An 18,356-nucleotide genomic window follows, 5' to 3' on the forward strand; every position below is an offset into this window, starting at 1 on the left:
GCTCTTCAAAACACGTATGGGAGAAAACGCAGATGGGTGTTCTTGACGGAAAAGTGGTTCTGGTTACAGGCGCTGCCCGTGGCATCGGCAAGGAATGCGCCGTACTGGCGGCACGTGCAGGCGCAAAGGTCGTGATCAACGATCTGGGCGGCAGCGTTGCTGGTGGTGACGCAGGTGATTCCAGCCCGGCACAGGACGTAGCCGACGAAATCAAGGCGGCCGGCGGTGAAGCCGTTGCCAACTCTGACAGCGTCAGCGACCGCAAGGGTGCCGACCACATGTTCCAGCAGGCCATGGACGAGTTCGGCGGCCTCAACGTGGTCATCAACCCGGCAGGCATTCTGCGCGACAAGATGTTCCACAAGATGGACGATGAAGACTGGGACGCGGTCATCAATGTGCATCTCAATGGCGCGTACAATGTCACCCGCGCCACCATCAATCACTTCCGCGAGCAGCAGGACGGCGCCTATGTGCTGTTCACCTCCACGTCCGGCATCATCGGCAATGTGGGTCAGGCGAACTATGCTGCCGCCAAGATGGGCGTCGCGGGTCTGTCGCGCATCATTGCCATGGAAGGGGCCATGAAGAATGTGCGTTCCAACATCATCGCACCCTTTGCATGGACACGGATGATCGCGACCATTCCCGTGAAGGACGAAGAAAGCCAGAAGCGCGTTGAGCGCATGAAAAACGCCATGCGTGCTGACCAGGTGGCACAGCTTGCCATTGGCCTGTCCGCACCATCTGACGTATCCGGTCAGATCTTCGTGGCCCGCGGCAATGAAGTCTTCCTCATGAGCCAGTCACGTCCTCTGCGCGGCATGACACGCATGGAAGGCTGGTCGCCGGAAACACTGCTCGAGCATGGCTTCCCGGCCATGAAGGCGGACATGCTGGACCTGGGCAACACCGGCAGCGTGTTTACCTGGGAACCGGTCTAGGCCGGCACCGTCAAACATCTGAATGCAAAAGGGCGGCTCCTCGGAGCCGCCCTTTTGTTTCAGTGAAGCTCGGACGCCGCCGCATGTCGGCGCGCCACCGTGCGCCAGATAGACTGCGGCCGACGGTCATCATACCGGGCCTGCGATGGCAAAGCTGCGTCATAGGCCGTCAGCTGCGGATCATCGGCAAGCTCCACACCATGAACAACACCGCTGATCACGCAGGGATTGACGATGATACCGCGCTGCTTGATCTGGCTGGAATTGCACTGACGAATGGCCGTGCGCACGATCCGGCGGTGCTGGTGCTCAAGCGACCGCAACGCATCACTGTCTGACGGCAACGCCACCGCACTCACCGGGGTTGATGCCGATGCAGGCGTTCCCGTGTCAGCCATGGCGGGAACAGCAAATCCAGCCAGCGCCAGACCAGCGCCAGCAACAGCCTGCTTCAAAAACATATTCATCCAATTCGCTCCTTGATGAATGTTCGCCCCACACAGCCATGGTCGCCGAACACCGACGGAAACACCAATCAAACAAAGCAGGTCACGGTCACATATTCGGGAGACCTGCCAATCCACCATTGTTTCCCAGCCAGAAAAATTGTTGTGCCGCCTGCACCCGTTATCCAGCGCCGAAACCTCTCCATATTGAGACCAACATCAGGCGCAGGTCTTCTGCGTCCTCAAAAACTGGAGGCTCACATGGTTGATATCCGCAAATTTGACGATCACCCACACACCCGCCTTCCCTGGCTGGATGCCTATCATCACTTCAATTTCGGACCCCACCGCCATGTGGGCCGAAACGGATGGGGCAGCCTGCTGGTCTGGAACGATGACACCATTGATCCGCACACCGGCTTTGATCTGCATGGCCATCGCGATATGGAAATCATCACCTATGTGCGTGACGGCGCCATCACCCACAAGGACCATCTGGGAAACGAAGGTCGTACAGAAGCAGGAGATGTTCAGGTGATGTCTGCCGGCAATGGCATTCAGCACGCGGAACACAATCGCGAAGACGAAGCGACCCGCATTTTCCAGATCTGGATTGCGCCTTCTCAGGCCGGCGGAACGCCCCAGTGGGACCAGGCACGCTTCCCCAAGGAAGACAGGTCTGGCGGACTCGTGGCGCTTGCATCCGGTCAGGGCCATGAAGGTGCCCTGCCCATCCGTGCTGATGCGTCGGTATATGGCGCAACGCTGAAAGCGGGCGAAAGCATCACCCATACGTTGGGTGAAGGACGCTATGCGTATCTGGTGCCAGCCAAGGGCGACGTTCTCGTCAACGGCGAACCCGTCAGCGCCCGTGAAGGTGCTGCGTTGAAAGATGTCTCTGAAATCAGGGTCGAGGTCGCAGGCGATACGGCGGCTGAAATCCTGTTGGCGGATGTTCCCGCCTAAGGCACAGCAGGCAACAACAAGCAGGCCCCGCCATGTTCAGTGGCGGGGCCTGCAATCGTTTCAGGCAATCGGGTTGGGCTTACTCAAGCCGCGTACCGTCGTTGAGCAGAACGTCGTCGTCGGATTTGTCATCATCCAACTCTTCCACTTCACCGGTACTGCCATACGGATCATCATAGGTTCCAGGATCGGCATCACCCTGGGCACCGGGATCAACGTCATCCGGTGACGTTTTGGTGGCATCGTCCGTGGCTTCAGTCTCAGCCTCGTCGTCGCCCCAGATGCTGGCGATTGTTTCCGGTGACGCAAATTCATGTTTGCCAGACGCACTCTCGTCGCCATCCGGAGAGGCTGCGTAGGCAGCGCCTCCAAGAGCCAGTCCACCGATGATGGCAACTGAAGCGATGATTGATGTGTGCGTGGCACCCTTGCTGCACAAACTCATTACTGTGTCTCCTACTAGGTAGGACCCCCTTCGCAGCGAGAGAACTCTCCCATCGCTTCCGGGCAGAAATGCGGCGCGTACTTGGCCTTTTGTGGGCTGTCACGCGGCGCGGGGAAACTGCCGCGTCAGGCGTACAGCACACTCATGATCATGGCAGGCACGCCGGTGAACAACGACACGATGTACAGGACATAGGCTGCAAGAAATGCCACCCCTTCACCACGGCTGATCCGCATGCCACTGACCATGACCGGCACCATGATTGCCGTGGCCGCGACCATGATCCACACATCGTAGCGCGCAATCTGTTCCGCCACGGGGGCACCACCAATTACGGCTGTGGTGCCCAGAATGAGCAGCAGATTGGAAATGTTGGACCCGATGACATTGCCGACCGCAACACCTGCGTGACCGCGAAAGGCGGCAAGCGCCGATACGGCCAATTCTGGCAGTGACGTGCCCACAGCCACCAGCGACAGGCCAATGACAGCTTCCGACACTCCAGCAGCACGGGCGATATCTGATGCACCCTCGACCAGAAAATCAGCCCCGAAAATCACACCGACGAGACCAGCCAGAATGGCGGGGATCGCATAAATGAATTTCGGAGGAATGCCGTCATATTCTTCCACTTCAGCCTGACGACGCTCAGCTGAAGGCGCCTTGCGGACGACTTCCGACCAATAGCTATACGCCAGATAGAGCACGAGCAGCACAAGCATGGCCCCACCCTGCCCGACTGTAATGGCACCCGTGAGGGCAACCATCGCAATACCAAAGCTGATGGCAAGTAGGAACATGCCATCACGGAAAACCATGCGCGGTTCACAGACGATCGGTTGGATGAGGGCCGTAACCGCCAGCACCAAAAATATGTTGGAAATGTTGGAGCCGATAACGCTGCCAATGGCGATGTCCGGTGTGCCTGCGAGTGATGCATTGATGGCCACGGTCAGTTCTGGCGCCGACGTACCAAGGGCAACCACGGTAAGTCCGACAAACACGGGAGAGATGGACAGGCGTTCCGCCAGAGCCACTGCCCCACGGATCAAAGCTTCACCACCAACCGCCAACAACACCAGTCCGCCAAGAACCAGCACGTAACTCATAAACATATTCTACCTAGCCTGCCGTCATTTACTGACCAATCACCAACCTGCCTGAAAGGCATTGATGTGCGGTTACCGTGACTCATACCAAAATGTGCCGGTAAGATGCGCCCAAGCAGCAATTCATAGCAATGCGGGGAGAGAATTTTATGACGGGCTTCAAGGAATATGACGACTATGACGCTTTGGGTCTGGCGGAGCTTGTCGCAAAGAAGGAAGTCACCTCCACAGAATTGCTGGATGAGGCCATCTCGCGGCTGGAAAAAGTCGACGGCGCCCTCAATTCCGTGCCCCTCAAGCACTATGACGAAGCCCGCGCCGCCATCGATGCCGGACTGCCGGACGGCCCCTTCAAAGGCGTGCCCTTCTTGCTCAAGGACCTGCACCTGCTGATGACAGGCACCGTGACGAGCTTTGGCTCCGGTGCTTTCAAGGACAATGTGGCAGACCATGATTCAACCCTGACAGAGCGGTACAAGGACGCGGGCCTTGTCATCTTTGGCAAGACCAACTCCCCCGAGTTCGGTCTGGCCGGCACAACAGAACCACGCCTATACGGGCCAACCCACAATCCCTGGAACACGGATCATTCGCCCGGCGGCTCATCCGGCGGTGCAGCAGCAGCCGTGGCAGCAGGCGTGCTGCCTTTGGCCAATGCATCGGATGGCGGTGGGTCCATCCGCATTCCCGCATCTGCCTGCGGCCTCTTCGGCATGAAGCCGTCGCGCGCGCGCACACCGCTGGGTCCTGATCGCGGTGAAGGTTGGGGCGGCATGTCCGCAAGTCACGCCGTCAGCCGCACTGTGCGCGACAACGCAGCCCTTCTGGATGCCACCGCCGGCCCCGCACCCGGAGATCCCTATTCCTGCCCGGAGCCCAAGCGGCCCTTCCTGGACGAAGTCGGCATCGAGCCACGCCCGCTGCGCATTGCAGTCACCGACACAGGCCCCAATGGCAATAGCGCCGATGCAGCCGTCAGCGCTGGTCTTGAAGCAACCGTCAAACTGCTTGAGTCCCTCGGCCACACCGTGACACAGGCCGCACCTGCCATTGACCCCAATGAAATGACCGTTGCACAGATTGGCCTGATCGCCAGCAGCACGGCCCTGGCGCTGGACATGCGCGGTGAGGCACTGGGACGTCCGATCGCTCAGCAGGAAGTTGAAAACATCACCTGGGCCATCGCTGAAAACGGCCGCAGCCTGAGTGGCACGGATGTCGCGCGCGGCACTTTGCTTATCCACCAGTTCAGCCGTCAGGTTGCAGCCTTCATGAATGACTATGATGTGCTGCTGTCGCCGACCCTTGCCCTGCCGCCCGTACCGCTTGGCACCGTCAACATGGATGGGGACGACATTGGTGCCTATATCGACATCAATGCCCGTTACATGCCGTTTGCCGGTCTGTTCAACATGACCGGCCAGCCATCCATGTCCGTGCCGATGCATTGGACCGATGACGGACTGCCGGTCGGCATGATGTTCACGGGCCCCTTTGGCGATGAAGCAACATTGTTCCAGCTCGCAGGCCAGCTTGAACGGGCACAGCCATGGGCCCATCGCCGTCCGCCGGTGCATGCCTCCAACTAGGGTACGCTACCAATAGGTCGTGGGTCGGCGGTTGGAGAAGTACTCATCCAACCGCTGACGCGTGCCCGGCGTCGTGCCTTCCGGCAGGGCATCTGGCGGAAAGAAACCTGCTTCGGCAATTTCAAAATCCGCGTGCGGTGCATCGCCCACTTCTTCCCACTCAGGCACTTCATAGACGATGACGTGGTCGGACTTGAGCTGTAGGAAGTTCGCATAGGCGCCCACAAGGTTCATGTCGCCCACCGCGCGGATGCCTGCTTCTTCATAAAGTTCGCGGGCGGTTGCCGCTTCCAGAGTTTCATCGCGTCCAACGCCGCCGCCGGGCATGAACCAGCCCGGTGCATAGGTATGGCGGATCAACAACACATGGCCCTGATCGTTCAACACCAGCGCCCGCACCCCAAGCGTCACCGGTCGAAAAATGGCGGCGTAGAACTTCCATCCGGCATAGGCCAGCTTCAACGCAACATGGACGACAGGCCGTACAAACCGGTTCTTCACTAAGCCCGCCAACGCTCCACCCCGCTGCCATCGGGCCCCTTATGGGAAAAGGCGCCCAACATGATTCAAATATGATCGATAATTCGATCGAATGTATCCAAGCAGCTTAGCAGGGCCCTAATAGGGCGGTCATAGGCTAATCCACATGATTGCTCTTGAACGCTCCCCGACCGGCCTTGCTCGAACAGCCTTCGAAGCGCTGGAAGAATTCGCCAACCCCAAGGCAGCTTACCGGCGACGCAAGGCTGATCGCAGCGTCGCTCTGTCCAAAGGGCGCAAGGCCCTGGTTCGCCTTAAATCCACACCCCATGATCAAAAAGTCCGCGCCCCTCATCTCGCTGCGGCCATTGCAGCGATTGAAACACTTGAAGCCGCCGTCCTGTCATTGGACGCCATCACCCATCGGCTGACAGACGCCCAGGAATTGCTGGATGCAGCTGACGCCCCCATGACCGACGACATGGCGGGCGAAACGGACGAGGAAAGCGGCACCCGGGCCTTGCTGGCAGAACGCTACGACGAACTGCGTGAAGACATCACACGCATCGCCAGCACCGCTTATGCCGGGCGGACCAATCTGCTGGACGGTCTGGGAGGCCAGCTCGAAGTGCCCCTGGATGGGACGGGCCGCGCCAAGGCGATCATCCCCGGGGTCAACGCGTCCGTGTCCTCCGCCGACAGCCCGGATGGTATTGATCTGCCACCCCCGGAAATGGCGTTTGCGACGGCGCAGGAACGCGAAGTCATTGCCCGCGCCCTGTCGGCTGCGATCCAGCAAACAAGCGCCTTTGCAGCGCGCTTCGAGGTGGATGCCGCCCTTATGGCCGCCAGAGTGCAACCCCCAAAACGCTAGACGTAAGGTTTTCGGACAATTATAGCCTGAAAACCCCTATACTCTACCTAATACACTTTTAACGAGTGTTTTGTAGGTTAGATACAACTGGACCTGAAACTGTTCGCCCGGGGGGGCCGACACCCATGTCTGAATTGCGTTTTGACCGAATTCATCTCCTCATCGTCGAGGACAATCTGTTCATGCGCAATCTCTACAGCGCCATCCTGCGCGCCATGGAGTTTGAGCAGATACAGATGGCTGCGGACGGCTCGGAAGCATTTGAATTGATGCGCGACTTTCCACCGGACATCATCATCACCGACGCCGCGATGCAGCCCCTCGATGGTTTTGATTTCGTGCACCTTGTCAGGACGGCGGCAGACAGCCCAAATCCGCTGGTTCCCATCATCATGGTCACGGGCTACCACAACCGCGCCAGTGTCGAACGCGCCCGTGACGTGGGGGTGAACGAGTATCTCGCAAAACCGGTGACACCCGCCGGCCTCTACTCCCGGATCAATCAGGTCATTTCAAAACCAAGACCCTTTGTCCGCACACCGTCCTATTTCGGCCCAAACCGACGTCGCCGCGCGAGCCCTAATTTCACAGGCCCCTATCGCCGCAAGTCCGACCAGCGGATTGGCCCACCCACATTTATGGAGTCGGGAAACATGGGTCAGCAGCGCAAGGCCCAGCGCCACTCTCTGGCTGACTATCAGCAGTCTGCGGGTGTCTTGGACATGACCGGCAGAACTGCCCAAAACAGCAAACAGATGGGGAGCATGTAATGTCCGTGGAGTTTATCAAACCAAGCAATCGGCTTGCACGGCTGGTTGGCGGAAAAATGCCAAATCGTTTGAGCGCAAACATGGCCAACCGAGTAGCAAACGCCACTGCCACTGCCATCAACGACGCACAAATCGGCATCCGCGATGCCGTCGAGCAGCTCTGGTTTAGAGTTGACGGCCACAACGAGTACTCAGACGCCGACTTGAATGACATCTACTTCCAGGCCCACGACCTGCGCGGATTGTGTGGATCATGTGAGGAAACAGTACAGGCTGGAATTGCCGACGCACTTTGCACCTATATCGAGGAAATCCGGACTGCCGGACTGGCTCCCCGCGCAAATATCATCTGGCTTCATGCATCATCATTGCGACGGGCCTCTCAGGATGGCGGCGAAAACGAAGCCCTGGGCCAGTATCTGATTGAAAGCCTGTGTGCGCTTCGCAAGAAGGAGCTGACCGCCAGCCAGTCCAACTCCGGAGAGAGCGATGCTTCACCGAAGGAGGTTCGGCTCTGAAGCCCTGCATTTCCGCCATATATGACGCTGCGTCATCTTCTTCACAAATCCCTCGTAGCTGCGTAAGCTCATACCCATGTGAAAAAGAGGGACTGCTTGAACGGTCCCCGTGACGCTGCGCTGGCGCAGTTCGCCAGCTTTGCCCTTGGAGGACAAACGAGTGAGCAATTCTGCCAACGACCAGACGAAGTTCACCGTCGATGCGGCCTATGAAGCCGTCGCGCCGGATGATTTCGCTGCCATGATCGAAGTGGATCGCTATGGCAGCCGGTCTGATGCTTTCGACAAGATTATTTCCGCGACCCACGATCATTTCTGGGACCCGATGGACACGCGCTACATCGATTTTTCGGCACCGTTCGACATGGAAAAAGAGTTCCTGTTCGATCCGGAACAAAGCTTCGAGTTGCGCACCGCGATTGGCGACAAGCTGGACGAGAAGCAGAAGATCAAACTCGTCAACCTCGACACTCAGTGGAGCCTGTCCTCCATTCTACACGGTGAAGCAGGTGCCCTTTCTCTGTCGGCATCGCTCTGCCACATCCTCAAGGATCCCGGAGCACAGGAATACGCTGCCAACCAGACCCGCGAGGAAGCCCGTCACGTCACCGGCTTTTCCAACTACATCAAAGCCCGCTGGGGCAAGCCCGTCGCCTGTGGCCCGGCTTTGCAGAACCTGCTGGTGGAACTTGTGAACTCGCCTTTGGTCTGGAAGAAGATCGTCGGCATGCAGATGATGGTTGAAGGCCTTGCCATGGGCGCCTTTGCTTCCTTCTACCGCTGGGGCCGCGACCCGCTGCTCGTAAAACTCATGCAGCTCACCATGACCGACGAAGCGTTCCACCATAAGTTCGGCAAAATCTGGGCAGACCGCACAGTGCCAAACGTGCCTGCAGCTGAACGTGACCAGATTGAAGACTGGGCATGGGAAGTGTTCCAGGTCCTGCTCTACAATCTTGGTTCGCCTGAGCAGAAGAAGCACATCTACGCTGAAGTCGGTCTCGACTGGGAATGGGTACAGGGTGCTTTCATGGAGGCCCTTACCGATGAAAACATTCAGGAAGACATGAAAGAGCAGGAAAATATCTTCCGTGTTCTGATCAAGACACTCCTGAATGCCGGCATTATCACAGACCGTACGGCATCAAACTATGCAACCTTTGTGAACATCAAGGAATTGCAGATGGAAGGTGACCGCATGGTTGGTGACGAAATCGCCGAAGACGGCATCAAATTCCTGCTCGGTATCAATGGCGGCAAGTTCGTTTCACCAAATGCAACTGTAGCTGCTGAATAGCGTCATCCTGTGATGCATTGATTCCAAAGCGAAAAATCTCAGAAGGCGGCACCTCAATTGTGCCGCCTTTTTTGTAGACGTCAGTCCAAATTCAAAACCGTGCCTATACCGTAAAAAAAAGTGCCCGCGTGTCCTTTTAAACAACTCGAAACGGTGTAGCCTTCCGCACACTTATTAATTGAAACGGTTTTGAGGATTTAACCTTTGATTGCAAAATCTCAATTCAATATCGATTGCAGATAAGCGCGCACATTGCTGCTTGAGTACAAAAGCAGCCTGATCGCGAAAAATGATTTTAATCGGACCACAGGATGAGTTGTCCCAGTATGCCTGAGAAAAATATTTCAGAAGCGTCCAGAAAGGACGCGACAAAACTCAAGCGAAATTTCGAAGACTGCGAAGCTGGCCTGCGTCACATTTGTATCCAGCTGGCTGCAGTTCAACATCTGTTCAATGACGTCGAGTTCGCCGATCTAATGCAACATGTGGATGCCCTAGAGAAGGCAATGCAAGACAAGAAGAAGTTGATTGGCGCATAGCGTAATCCGGCTCTGATAGGGATAGCGCCAATTTCTGCTCCGCTATGCAAGTTGCGGGTCCGGCAACTCCGTGTCAGACTCATTGCTGACGCATGCCTGATCGCATGCAGTCTCAATCCGATTGGGCACAGGGCAACGGATGAAACCGCAACACCGCGTGTTTGCAGTTTTCAGTCAGGCTAGGAAGAGCGATGCGCTCGCCGGCTCCCCCCCGGTTCGGCCTCAGGCGCGATCTGTCGCTACGTTTTTCTCCACCGCAATTTTTGCCTGCGCCACCTTTGCAACCGCAGGCCATGCGAATGTTTTTGATCGCGATGATCGCCGTCCATTGACGTCTGAAGATGGATTTGACGCTGTGGGGCAAATCGCCTGCGCCAATTCAACCCGCCTGCCAATCGGCACCATTATTTCACACGACGCCCTGCCCGCTGACAGGGACTATGAGTTGGTGGTGACAGTAGCCCATACCTTCAGAGGGCGCGGTGGTGTCATGGAAACCCGCTGTGACTTCCTGCCAGGCGGTGACGCTGACGCTGCGACGCCCCTGCTGCATGTTGCACTTGGAACCCTCGCCCCCGGTCGCGCATTCCATCATGACTGGGCCGTCGCCATCGTCTCCGGTCGCCTTTCGGACACCCACGGCGCCTTGCCTCTGGCGACCCTGACGGAGGATGACCTGCCGTCCCTTGACGAGGCCGGCGCGCGCTATTCACTGGTTGGCAAAAACGGCGAACGACCCCGCATGCTCATCTCGGAAAATTGCGCACCGGTGCCAAAACTGCACTGGCATCACGGCTTCTTTTCTCAAGGCGAGCTGAACCACAATTGCGACATGATCCCAGGCTGGTCCGGCGGCCCCTTGGTGATGACCCTCAATGGCAAACGCCAGATTGTCGGCATCAATGCCACGGAACTCAACGGCATCATTCATAAGGTCGGAGATGCCTATCACCCGCGCATGTTTGCCAATACGGCCATCCGCTATGCCGGAGATTTCAAGGCCACTGTTGCACGCATGGCAGCAACGCCGTTCAACACGGATGATCTTTCGGCCAATCTGCACGAACAGGTGGCGTTCTCCGTCCTGCCTGAATCCTGCCAAGGCGAAGCAGACACGACGTCTGACATCATGGCACTGGCCGTGGAGATCGCTCTGGTTCCCGCAGCCGAAGCCAGGTCATTTTGCTGACACTGCAGCACTTCCGGACATGATGCCTGCCACCATGGTCGAGAGCGCCTGACCATAGGCCTCACGCGCGGCCTTGGGATCAGGCGACGCCGCAATCGCCTGCCCGGCCTGGATCATCGCGCCGGACATCACCACCGCGATCGGTTCCAAAGGCTGGGGTGCCAGCGTGCCGTCATCGAGCAGATGTTGAAGGGCATGTTCCACAAGGACACGGTTGATGGGCTCAACAAGGCCTTTCCAGGTATCAAACCCAAGGACAGCAGGCCCGTCTCGCAACAGCAGCCGCTGGATGTCCGGCTCCAAAAACGCGTCGAGCATCATCTCAAGGCCAACTGCCAAGTCTTCTCGATCATTGGTGATCCGCGCCATGGTTTCTTCAAACACACGCAGACCCAGCGCTTCTGCCAGCTCCTGGCACAGGGCCAAAAACAGATCCTGCTTGTCAGCGAACTGATAGTAGAGCGCCCCCCGGGTGACCCCGGCGCGGGCCACAATCTCTTCCGTGCCGGTTTCAGCGTAGCCCTTGGCCGTCATGATCTCGCGCGCGGCGTCTAGCAGCTTGCGGCGATTGTCCGATGGTTTCTGGGCAGGTGCTTTTTTGGGAGAACTCATGGGGCACATCTTATCATACAGTCAGTATCATACACCTTGTATGATTTTGGGTTTTGCGCTACCTGTTTCATACAGCCTGTATGAAAAGCGAAAGTGCTCCTAATGTCCGACAGCCAGCCAACCGTCCAAACTGCTGCCACTCTCCGGTCGCAAGACCGGCACCTGCCACTCGCCGCAAAGCCTGCCGTGCCACTGTTGCTGGCCGGCAGTGCGGCCATGTCAGCCATCGCCTTTGGCCTCGCAACCGGTGACACACAGCTGGAAGGCTGGCTGCTCGCCGCGCGCTATACAGCACGGGTGGCGGCTGTGTTTTTCCTGCTGGTGTTTGTTGTCGGGCCCATCTGGCGCGGTTTCAGGGCCGGCTGGATTGTGCCCTTCATGCGTAACAGGCGCTATTGGGGGCTCGGCTTTGCCCTTGCGCACATCATTCATCTGGGAGCCCTGACGACCTTTTTTGTTGTCAGTCCTGAAGACCCCTCCCTCATCACCATACTGGGGGGCGGACTGGCCTATGTGTTGATCGTGGCCCTGGCTGCGACGTCCAACAACTGGTCGCAGCGCACCCTTGGACGCTGGTGGCACCGCCTGCACATGGGCGGCATGGTCTACATCTGGATCATTTTTGCGCAAAGCTATGCCGGTCGGCTGGAAGACCCCGAACGCATCTGGATCGGCATTGTCGGGTCCAGCCTGTTTGTGGCTGCCATGTTGCTGCGCATCGGCGTACGCCTGACCGCGCGGATGCGATCACAAACGGTGCCCCAAGGCTAAACCAGAGATGACGCAGGAGATTCCGGCGGTATAGTAGCTCCCGAAAAGACCATTTATCTCCCGCACAGAAAGAGAGGCACCCGCTTAACGAGGTGCGTCCGTGCGGGCTAAACATATTCAGGGAGACGACCATGGCCTGGAATTTCGGCGACATCCTCGACACCATTGCCCCGGTACTGCCGGGCGACAAACCAGCCCTCATCCATATTGCAAAAGACGGCACGGCCCAGATCAAGTCCTGGACGGAGTTTGACGCCCGCTCAAACAACCTGGCACGTCAGCTCATCGAGCGTGGCGCCAAGCCCGGCGACAAGGTCGCGTTTTACATGCGCAACCGCTCCGAATATGCCGAGCTGCTGGCCGCCTGCTTCAAGGCCCGCCTCACCCACGTCAACGTCAACTACCGCTACCAGCCTGACGAACTGCACTACATCTTCGACAACTCCGACGCTCAGACCATCGTCTATGGCGAAGAGTTTGCCGACAACATTGCAGAGCTAAAACCCCGCCTCGGCAAAGTCGGCACGTTCCTCGAAGTGACCGAGGGCACACCCGCCAATGATTTCGCGGAGCGATACGAAGACCTCACCCAGATCGGCAATGGTGGCGCCCTGGGCATCGAACGCTCCGGCGACGACCAGCTGTTCCTCTACACCGGCGGCACCACCGGCATGCCCAAGGGCGTGATGTGGCCGGCGGATGATCTGCGCGAAGCCCAGCTCTATGCCCTGCGTGCACTCGGTGAAGTGCCTGAGACACTTGAACAGCTCTCCGCGGCCATCAAGGAAACCGGCACCGGCGCGGGCCCGTTCATTCCCGCCTGCCCCATGATGCATGGCACCGGCCTCTTTACCGCCATCGGCAACATGATGAATGGCGGCTGCATCGTCACGCTCGATAACGAGAACCTTGATCCCCACGCCATCTGGAAGGCCGTGAACGATTACAAGGTCGAACAGATCGCCATCGTGGGCGATACCTTCGCCAAGCCCATGCTGAAGGCCCTGGAAGATGAGCCCGGCAAATATGATCTGTCGTCACTGGTCAGCATCATTTCATCCGGCGTCATGTGGTCCCTTGAAGTGAAGCGCGACATGATTCCGCACATGCCCCAGGCCATGCTGATGGACAGCTTCGGCTCCTCTGAAGGCATCGGCTTTGGTAGTTCGATCTTCACCTCCGACGGCGAAGTCAAAACCGCCAAGTTCCAGATCGGCGAACGCTGCAAGGTGTTCGACGAAGACGATCAGGAAGTGCAGCCGGGCTCCGGCAAGTCCGGTGTCATCGCCGTCGCCCAGCCCATTCCCCTTGGCTACTACAAGGACGAAGAAAAAACGGCCAAAACCTTCCGCACCATCAACGGCATGCGCTATTCGATCCCCGGTGATTTCTGCACTGTGGAAGAAGACGGCACGTTGACCCTGCTGGGACGCGGCTCCGTGTGCATCAACACCGGTGGTGAGAAGGTCTACCCGGAAGAAGTGGAAGAAGCGCTGAAGACGCATCCCGCCGTGGAGGATGCCCTTGTGGTCGGCCTGCCCGACGAGAAATGGGGCCAGGCCATCACCGGCGTCATCACCATGGCGTCCGGCCAGTCCGCCGACGAAGCAACTCTGATTGCCCATGTGAAGGACAACCTTGCCCACTACAAGGCACCCAAGCGCGTGCTGGTGGCAGCAGACGCCTTCCGTGCGCCAAATGGCAAAGCGGACTACAAGGGCGCGACAAGTTTCGCAAAACAGGAGCTAGGCGTTGCCAGCTAACACCAAACCCGTTCTCGCCCTCACCGGATCCATGGCCACAGCCCATGCCGGTGAGGTGCGCGACCAGATTGAGAAGAACCTGACCACCGACTGGGACATCCGGACCTGGACAGCAAGCGATGGCGAGCCCGCACTGGAAGCCCTGCTCGCCGACGCGGATGTTGTCGTACCCGGCGTCGACACGCTTTTTGTCGGCGCGTTCTTCTCAGGCCTCAAGGCCAGTCCCAACCTGCGGATGCTGCAAATCCCTTTTGCCGGCACTGACTGGCTGTCGCCTGACCTGCTGCCGCCTCAGGCCGTAGCCGCGGGCTGCAGCGGCCATGAAATCACCATCGCTGAATACAATATCGGCGCGATGCTGGAGTGGGAAATTCGCTTCCGCGTGATGGATCCGGATTTCCGGTCCGGCAGCTGGCATTTCTCCGGCTCGTCAAAAGACCCAACCTCGAAGCACAGCGAAATCTGGAACAAGACAGTCGGCATTGTTGGCTATGGCGGCATCGGCGAAGAGACAGCCAAACGCGCCAAAGCCTTCAGCATGCGGACCATGGGTCTGAAACGCTCTGCCATGCCCTGCCCACCGGAACTCGACTGGCTGGGCTCAAGCGCCGACGACCCCACCGCCCTGACGACGCTGCTCAGGGAAAGCGACTACATCGTCCTTGCCTGCGACCTCAATGACGCCACCCGCGGCATGATCGGTCCTGATGAGCTTGCCGCCATGAAGGACAGTGCCGTGGTTATCAACGTGGCCCGTGGCGAAGTCATTCAGGAAGAGCCGTTTTATCAGGCCCTGAAATCAAAACAGATCGCCGGTGCCATCATCGACACCTGGTACCGCTATCCCGCCCGTGGCCTAGCCCCTGGCGAAGCGCCGGAAGACCCGTCGCCGTCAGCGTATCCGTTTACGGAACTTGAGAACGTGATGGTGACACCCCACTGCTCCGCCCATTCAAACCAGGCAGACTACCGCCGCATGATCTCCATCGCCTCCAATCTGGACAAGCTCGCACGCGGCGAAACGCCTGATCGGGTGATGGTGCGCGGCACGGGTGTTGCGGCTTAAGGCAGCCGCCTTGCGCAAATGAGGGATGTTGTTCCGCACACCACCGTGTAGCGTCGCTGCACCATGAGTGACACGACCATCATCGCGATCCTGTTGCTGACAGCAATCATGCACGCAACATGGAACGCGGCCCTCAAGACCGGCGCAGACCGCGTGCTGGATATGGCCGCCATGCGCATGTCCGGCATCGTGTTCGCAGCGATTGTCATTCCGCTTGCGCCCATGCCTGCGCCGGAAGCCTGGCCATTCCTCATCGCCAGTGCCGTGGCGCACATGTTTTACTATGCGTGCCTCATCTCTTCCTATCAGCGCGGCGATCTCAGTCAGGTCTATCCGATTGCCAGAGGGTCAGCACCGTTGCTGGTGGCCCTGGCGGCCTATCTCACCATCAACGAAACACCCACCCCCATTGGCCTTGCGGGCGTCATCGTCATCTCCATCGGCATCATCGTCGCTGGCACCGGAGCCTTTCGCGAAAACCTCCACGCCATCGGCTTTGCACTTCTGACCGGCCTGTCGATTGCATCCTACTCCTTACTTGGCGGCATCGGCGTCCGCGAGTCCGGCACGGTGCTGGGCTATGCGGCATGGCTTGAACTCCTGTCCTGTGCGCCGTTCATCGCCTTTGCTCTCGTCCGCAGGCGTCACTTCGTTGTGCCCTATGTGTCCAGCAGAGTGGCCCGCCGCAATCTCGTGCTCGGCTTCGGCAGCGTCCTGTCCTATCTCATTGTTCTGTGGGCCATGACCCTGCTCCCCATCGCCACCGTAACGGCAACCCGGGAAACCAGCGCCATTTTTGCAGCCCTGGCCGGAACCATCCTGATGAAAGAGCCTTTTGCGGGCCGGCGCATCATCGCAGCAGGCTTCGTAACGATCGGCATCACACTGCTGGTGCTTGGCTAAACCCTGCCCTGCCTAATTCGCAGATGTCAGTCCGCACACGGCTGTGTAACGTCGCCCCATCATGGCCGACACAACCATCATCATAATCCTGCTGCTGACGGCCATCCTGCACGCCACATGGAATGTTGCGCTCAAGACGGGCACGGACCGTGTGCTGGACATGGCAGCCATACGGGTGTCCGGCGTCCTGTTCGCCGCCATCGTCATTCCGCTGACCCCTATGCCTGCGGCTGCGTCATGGCCGCCATTGATCGCCAGCGCCATAGTGTACATGGCCTATTACGGCTTCTTGATTTCGTCCTACAAACACGGCGACATCTCTCAGGTCTATCCCATCGCTCGGGGTTCGGCCCCCTTGCTGGTCGCCCTCGCAGCCTTTCTGTTTATCAATGAGACACCCGGCTCCATCGGGCTGGCAGGCGTCATCGTTGTCTCCATCGGCATCGTGATTGCGGGGTCCGGAGCCTTTCAGCAGAACATGCGCGCCGTCGCCTATGCACTCATCACCGGCCTGACGATTGCCGCAAACTCGTTTCTGGGCGGCATTGGGGTGCGCGATGCGGGAACCATCCTTGGATATTCAGCCTGGCTTGAACTGCTCACCTGTGTGCCGTTCATCGCCTTTGCCTGCGTGCGTCGTCGCGGTTTTGTTGCGGCCTATGCGGCCAATCCCGTGGCCAAGCGAAACGTCCTTCTGGGGTTTGGCAGCGTCTTTTCGTTCCTCATTGCCCTATGGGCAATGACCCAACTCCCCATCGCCACGGTTGCCGCCACCCGAGAAACCAGTGCGATTTTTGCAGCCCTTGCCGGGGCTGTGCTGATGAAGGAACCCTTTGCAGGCCGCCGCATTCTGGCAGCTATTCTGGTCGCCATCGGCATTGCGCTTCTGGTTGTTGGTTAGCCACCGACAAAGTGCGACGGATTGAAACGCCCGCCGACGTTGAAGAGCGGTAAACTACGAACTCACGGTCAAAGGCACTCAAGATGAAAAGCGCATTGCGGCCCTCCACCAGCCTCGTTCCGGCAGTCACCGCCATTCTGGTTCTCGGCATTGCCGCAACAGCCATGGCGCAGATGCGCCCTCAGGCGCGCTCCCACACAATTCTCCAATCGGACGGCAACCTGGATCGGCAGCCGGCCACCGCCCTTCCCCCCGGCACAAGCAGCTTCACCATGCAGGTTGTGGGCGACGAGCGGATCATCAGTGCCAACGGCATCCCTGACCATCACGTTGGTGCCTTCCCAAGTTCCGGCAACCCCAACCGCATCAGCACCCAGCGCTACGAGTTTGTGCTGGATGCAACCCCGGCAAAAGCCAGCCGTATTACGCCCGCACAGGGCATCCCCTTCGGCATTGCTGTCAGCGGTGTGGTTTTCGATCCGGGTGCTGCTGAATGGTACAAAGGCCAGCGCGGGCCATGGCAGTACGAGCCCTTGTCCGGTGCCGTGAAGCTGGGTGTGGATGCCAACAACGCGCACGTTCAACCGACCGGTGCCTATCATTATCACGGCCTTCCAACTGGCCTGATGACCCGGCTCGCCGTGGGCAGCGCCAGTCACTCTGCCATTGTCGGCTGGGCGGCGGACGGGTTTCCAATTTACGCCAAATATGGGTACGGCAATCCAGAGGATCCGACCTCCCCCATTATCGAGCACCGCTCCAGCTACAGGCTGAAGGAAGGTTTGCGCCAACCGATGGAAAGCAATCAACGCGGGCCCGGCGGGGGCCGGCAAGGGACGGTCGAGACACCCGGCGGCTATTATGACGGCACATTTGTTGCGGACTATGCCTATGCGGAAGGTCACGGGACGCTTGATGAGTGCAATGGCACGTTTGCCGTAACCCCGGACTTCCCCGACGGCACCTATGCCTACTTTCTGACAGCGGACTGGCCGGTCATCCCGCGCTGTTTTGGAGGCACACCCGCTGAGAGCTTCACCAGCATGCGTCCTGGTCCCCAATCAGGCCCCGGTGGACGAGGCGGACCCGGCGGAAACCGGGGCTCACGGCCAGACGGCCCGCCAAATGGGGACCGGTTCGGACAGCCCCCGCAGCGCTTCTGATTTCGGCCTTT

20 protein-coding genes are annotated in these 18,356 nt (G+C 58.8%); 15 read left to right on the plus strand and 5 right to left on the minus strand.

Features of this window, described 5'->3' with window-relative positions:
- Positions 1–32 precede the first annotated feature (32 nt).
- Positions 33–944 (plus strand): SDR family NAD(P)-dependent oxidoreductase, encoded by a 912-nt coding sequence (locus tag ABXH05_RS02505; protein WP_348138279.1) that lies wholly within the window; start codon positions 33–35, stop codon positions 942–944.
- Between the two features lie 59 nt (positions 945–1,003).
- Here ABXH05_RS02505 and ABXH05_RS02510 read toward each other — a convergent pair whose 3' ends face one another.
- Positions 1,004–1,411, minus strand: coding sequence for a hypothetical protein (locus ABXH05_RS02510; protein WP_353559629.1), 408 nt, complete (start codon positions 1,409–1,411; stop codon positions 1,004–1,006).
- 240 nt (positions 1,412–1,651) lie between these two features.
- Here ABXH05_RS02510 and ABXH05_RS02515 point away from each other — a divergent pair, with 240 nt between their 5' ends.
- Positions 1,652–2,356, plus strand: coding sequence for a pirin family protein (locus ABXH05_RS02515; protein ID WP_353559630.1), 705 nt, complete (start codon positions 1,652–1,654; stop codon positions 2,354–2,356).
- Positions 2,357–2,435: 79 nt separating this feature from the next.
- On the opposite strand, the gene ABXH05_RS02520 is transcribed toward ABXH05_RS02515, so the two are convergent.
- Together ABXH05_RS02520 and ABXH05_RS02525 are read right to left on the minus strand one after the other, a co-directional pair.
- Positions 2,436–2,801: a hypothetical protein gene (locus tag ABXH05_RS02520; protein ID WP_353559631.1), complete on the minus strand. Its 366-nt coding sequence runs from the start codon at positions 2,799–2,801 to the stop codon at positions 2,436–2,438.
- Between the two features lie 125 nt (positions 2,802–2,926).
- Positions 2,927–3,910: a calcium/sodium antiporter gene (locus tag ABXH05_RS02525; RefSeq protein ID WP_353559632.1), complete on the minus strand. Its 984-nt coding sequence runs from the start codon at positions 3,908–3,910 to the stop codon at positions 2,927–2,929.
- Between the two features lie 149 nt (positions 3,911–4,059).
- On the opposite strand from ABXH05_RS02525, the gene ABXH05_RS02530 reads away from it, so the two are divergent.
- On the plus strand, positions 4,060–5,499 hold the full coding sequence (locus ABXH05_RS02530; RefSeq protein ID WP_353559633.1) for an amidase: 1,440 nt from the start codon (positions 4,060–4,062) through the stop codon (positions 5,497–5,499).
- A gap of 6 nt (positions 5,500–5,505) precedes the next feature.
- On the opposite strand, the gene ABXH05_RS02535 is transcribed toward ABXH05_RS02530, so the two are convergent.
- Positions 5,506–6,000 (minus strand): NUDIX domain-containing protein, encoded by a 495-nt coding sequence (locus ABXH05_RS02535; protein ID WP_353559634.1) that lies wholly within the window; start codon positions 5,998–6,000, stop codon positions 5,506–5,508.
- A 145-nt stretch (positions 6,001–6,145) separates the two neighbouring features.
- Here ABXH05_RS02535 and ABXH05_RS02540 point away from each other — a divergent pair, with 145 nt between their 5' ends.
- The 6 genes from ABXH05_RS02540 (at position 6,146) to ABXH05_RS02565 (ending at position 11,166) form a co-directional block, all read left to right on the plus strand.
- A complete protein-coding gene (locus ABXH05_RS02540; RefSeq protein WP_353559635.1) occupies positions 6,146–6,853 on the plus strand; it encodes a hypothetical protein in 708 nt (235 codons plus the stop codon).
- 125 nt (positions 6,854–6,978) lie between these two features.
- Positions 6,979–7,623, plus strand: a complete 645-nt coding sequence (locus tag ABXH05_RS02545; protein WP_353559636.1) for a response regulator — start codon at positions 6,979–6,981, stop codon at positions 7,621–7,623.
- A gap of 80 nt (positions 7,624–7,703) precedes the next feature.
- Positions 7,704–8,141 (plus strand): hypothetical protein, encoded by a 438-nt coding sequence (locus tag ABXH05_RS02550; protein WP_353559637.1) that lies wholly within the window; start codon positions 7,704–7,706, stop codon positions 8,139–8,141.
- A gap of 160 nt (positions 8,142–8,301) precedes the next feature.
- Positions 8,302–9,438 (plus strand): ferritin-like domain-containing protein, encoded by a 1,137-nt coding sequence (locus tag ABXH05_RS02555; RefSeq protein ID WP_348138259.1) that lies wholly within the window; start codon positions 8,302–8,304, stop codon positions 9,436–9,438.
- A 326-nt stretch (positions 9,439–9,764) separates the two neighbouring features.
- On the plus strand, positions 9,765–9,977 hold the full coding sequence (locus ABXH05_RS02560; protein WP_353559638.1) for a hypothetical protein: 213 nt from the start codon (positions 9,765–9,767) through the stop codon (positions 9,975–9,977).
- 139 nt (positions 9,978–10,116) lie between these two features.
- Entirely contained in the window at positions 10,117–11,166 is a 1,050-nt protein-coding gene (locus ABXH05_RS02565; protein WP_353559639.1) for a trypsin-like serine peptidase, read from the plus strand.
- Here the strand turns inward: ABXH05_RS02565 and ABXH05_RS02570 are convergent.
- The gene (locus ABXH05_RS02570; protein WP_353559640.1) at positions 11,155–11,778 is read right to left on the minus strand and encodes a TetR/AcrR family transcriptional regulator; all 624 of its coding nucleotides are present in this window, start codon (positions 11,776–11,778) and stop codon (positions 11,155–11,157) included. The two genes, ABXH05_RS02565 and ABXH05_RS02570, sit on opposite strands and share 12 nt — an antisense overlap.
- 102 nt (positions 11,779–11,880) lie before the next feature.
- Between ABXH05_RS02570 and ABXH05_RS02575 the strand changes: the two genes are divergently transcribed.
- From ABXH05_RS02575 to ABXH05_RS02600, 6 genes are all read left to right on the plus strand, one after another.
- Positions 11,881–12,549, plus strand: a complete 669-nt coding sequence (locus tag ABXH05_RS02575; protein ID WP_353559641.1) for a hypothetical protein — start codon at positions 11,881–11,883, stop codon at positions 12,547–12,549.
- Between the two features lie 131 nt (positions 12,550–12,680).
- Positions 12,681–14,312 carry an acyl-CoA synthetase gene (locus ABXH05_RS02580; protein WP_353559642.1) on the plus strand — a complete coding sequence of 544 codons (1,632 nt, stop codon included), beginning with the start codon at positions 12,681–12,683 and terminating at the stop codon, positions 14,310–14,312.
- Positions 14,302–15,378 carry an NAD(P)-dependent oxidoreductase gene (locus ABXH05_RS02585; protein WP_353559643.1) on the plus strand — a complete coding sequence of 359 codons (1,077 nt, stop codon included), beginning with the start codon at positions 14,302–14,304 and terminating at the stop codon, positions 15,376–15,378. The genes ABXH05_RS02580 and ABXH05_RS02585 overlap by 11 nt, the downstream gene beginning before the upstream one ends.
- 63 nt (positions 15,379–15,441) lie before the next feature.
- On the plus strand, positions 15,442–16,281 hold the full coding sequence (locus ABXH05_RS02590; RefSeq protein ID WP_353559644.1) for an EamA family transporter: 840 nt from the start codon (positions 15,442–15,444) through the stop codon (positions 16,279–16,281).
- A 61-nt stretch (positions 16,282–16,342) separates the two neighbouring features.
- Positions 16,343–17,182, plus strand: coding sequence for an EamA family transporter (locus ABXH05_RS02595; protein WP_353559645.1), 840 nt, complete (start codon positions 16,343–16,345; stop codon positions 17,180–17,182).
- An 83-nt stretch (positions 17,183–17,265) separates the two neighbouring features.
- Complete coding sequence (locus tag ABXH05_RS02600) at positions 17,266–18,345, plus strand: YHYH protein (RefSeq protein ID WP_353559646.1); 1,080 nt, start codon at positions 17,266–17,268, stop codon at positions 18,343–18,345.
- The last annotated feature ends 11 nt before the right edge of the window (positions 18,346–18,356 follow it).

It is taken from the genome of Pyruvatibacter sp. HU-CL02332 (assembly GCF_040362765.1).
Taxonomy (GTDB): domain Bacteria; phylum Pseudomonadota; class Alphaproteobacteria; order CGMCC-115125; family CGMCC-115125; genus Pyruvatibacter.

Bases quoted from the DNA above. Each gene is read 5' to 3' on its own strand.
- ABXH05_RS02505 (WP_348138279.1), top strand. From the start codon at position 33: ATGGGTGTTCTTGACGGAAAAGTGGTTCTGGTTACAGGCGCTGCCCGT.
- ABXH05_RS02510 (WP_353559629.1), bottom strand. From the start codon at position 1,411: ATGAATATGTTTTTGAAGCAGGCTGTTGCTGGCGCTGGTCTGGCGCTG.
- ABXH05_RS02515 (WP_353559630.1), top strand. From the start codon at position 1,652: ATGGTTGATATCCGCAAATTTGACGATCACCCACACACCCGCCTTCCC.
- ABXH05_RS02520 (WP_353559631.1), bottom strand. From the start codon at position 2,801: ATGAGTTTGTGCAGCAAGGGTGCCACGCACACATCAATCATCGCTTCA.
- ABXH05_RS02525 (WP_353559632.1), bottom strand. From the start codon at position 3,910: ATGAGTTACGTGCTGGTTCTTGGCGGACTGGTGTTGTTGGCGGTTGGT.
- ABXH05_RS02530 (WP_353559633.1), top strand. From the start codon at position 4,060: ATGACGGGCTTCAAGGAATATGACGACTATGACGCTTTGGGTCTGGCG.
- ABXH05_RS02540 (WP_353559635.1), top strand. From the start codon at position 6,146: ATGATTGCTCTTGAACGCTCCCCGACCGGCCTTGCTCGAACAGCCTTC.
- ABXH05_RS02545 (WP_353559636.1), top strand. From the start codon at position 6,979: ATGTCTGAATTGCGTTTTGACCGAATTCATCTCCTCATCGTCGAGGAC.
- ABXH05_RS02550 (WP_353559637.1), top strand. From the start codon at position 7,704: ATGGCCAACCGAGTAGCAAACGCCACTGCCACTGCCATCAACGACGCA.
- ABXH05_RS02560 (WP_353559638.1), top strand. From the start codon at position 9,765: ATGCCTGAGAAAAATATTTCAGAAGCGTCCAGAAAGGACGCGACAAAA.
- ABXH05_RS02565 (WP_353559639.1), top strand. From the start codon at position 10,117: ATGAAACCGCAACACCGCGTGTTTGCAGTTTTCAGTCAGGCTAGGAAG.
- ABXH05_RS02570 (WP_353559640.1), bottom strand. From the start codon at position 11,778: ATGAGTTCTCCCAAAAAAGCACCTGCCCAGAAACCATCGGACAATCGC.
- ABXH05_RS02575 (WP_353559641.1), top strand. From the start codon at position 11,881: ATGTCCGACAGCCAGCCAACCGTCCAAACTGCTGCCACTCTCCGGTCG.
- ABXH05_RS02580 (WP_353559642.1), top strand. From the start codon at position 12,681: ATGGCCTGGAATTTCGGCGACATCCTCGACACCATTGCCCCGGTACTG.
- ABXH05_RS02590 (WP_353559644.1), top strand. From the start codon at position 15,442: ATGAGTGACACGACCATCATCGCGATCCTGTTGCTGACAGCAATCATG.
- ABXH05_RS02595 (WP_353559645.1), top strand. From the start codon at position 16,343: ATGGCCGACACAACCATCATCATAATCCTGCTGCTGACGGCCATCCTG.
- ABXH05_RS02600 (WP_353559646.1), top strand. From the start codon at position 17,266: ATGAAAAGCGCATTGCGGCCCTCCACCAGCCTCGTTCCGGCAGTCACC.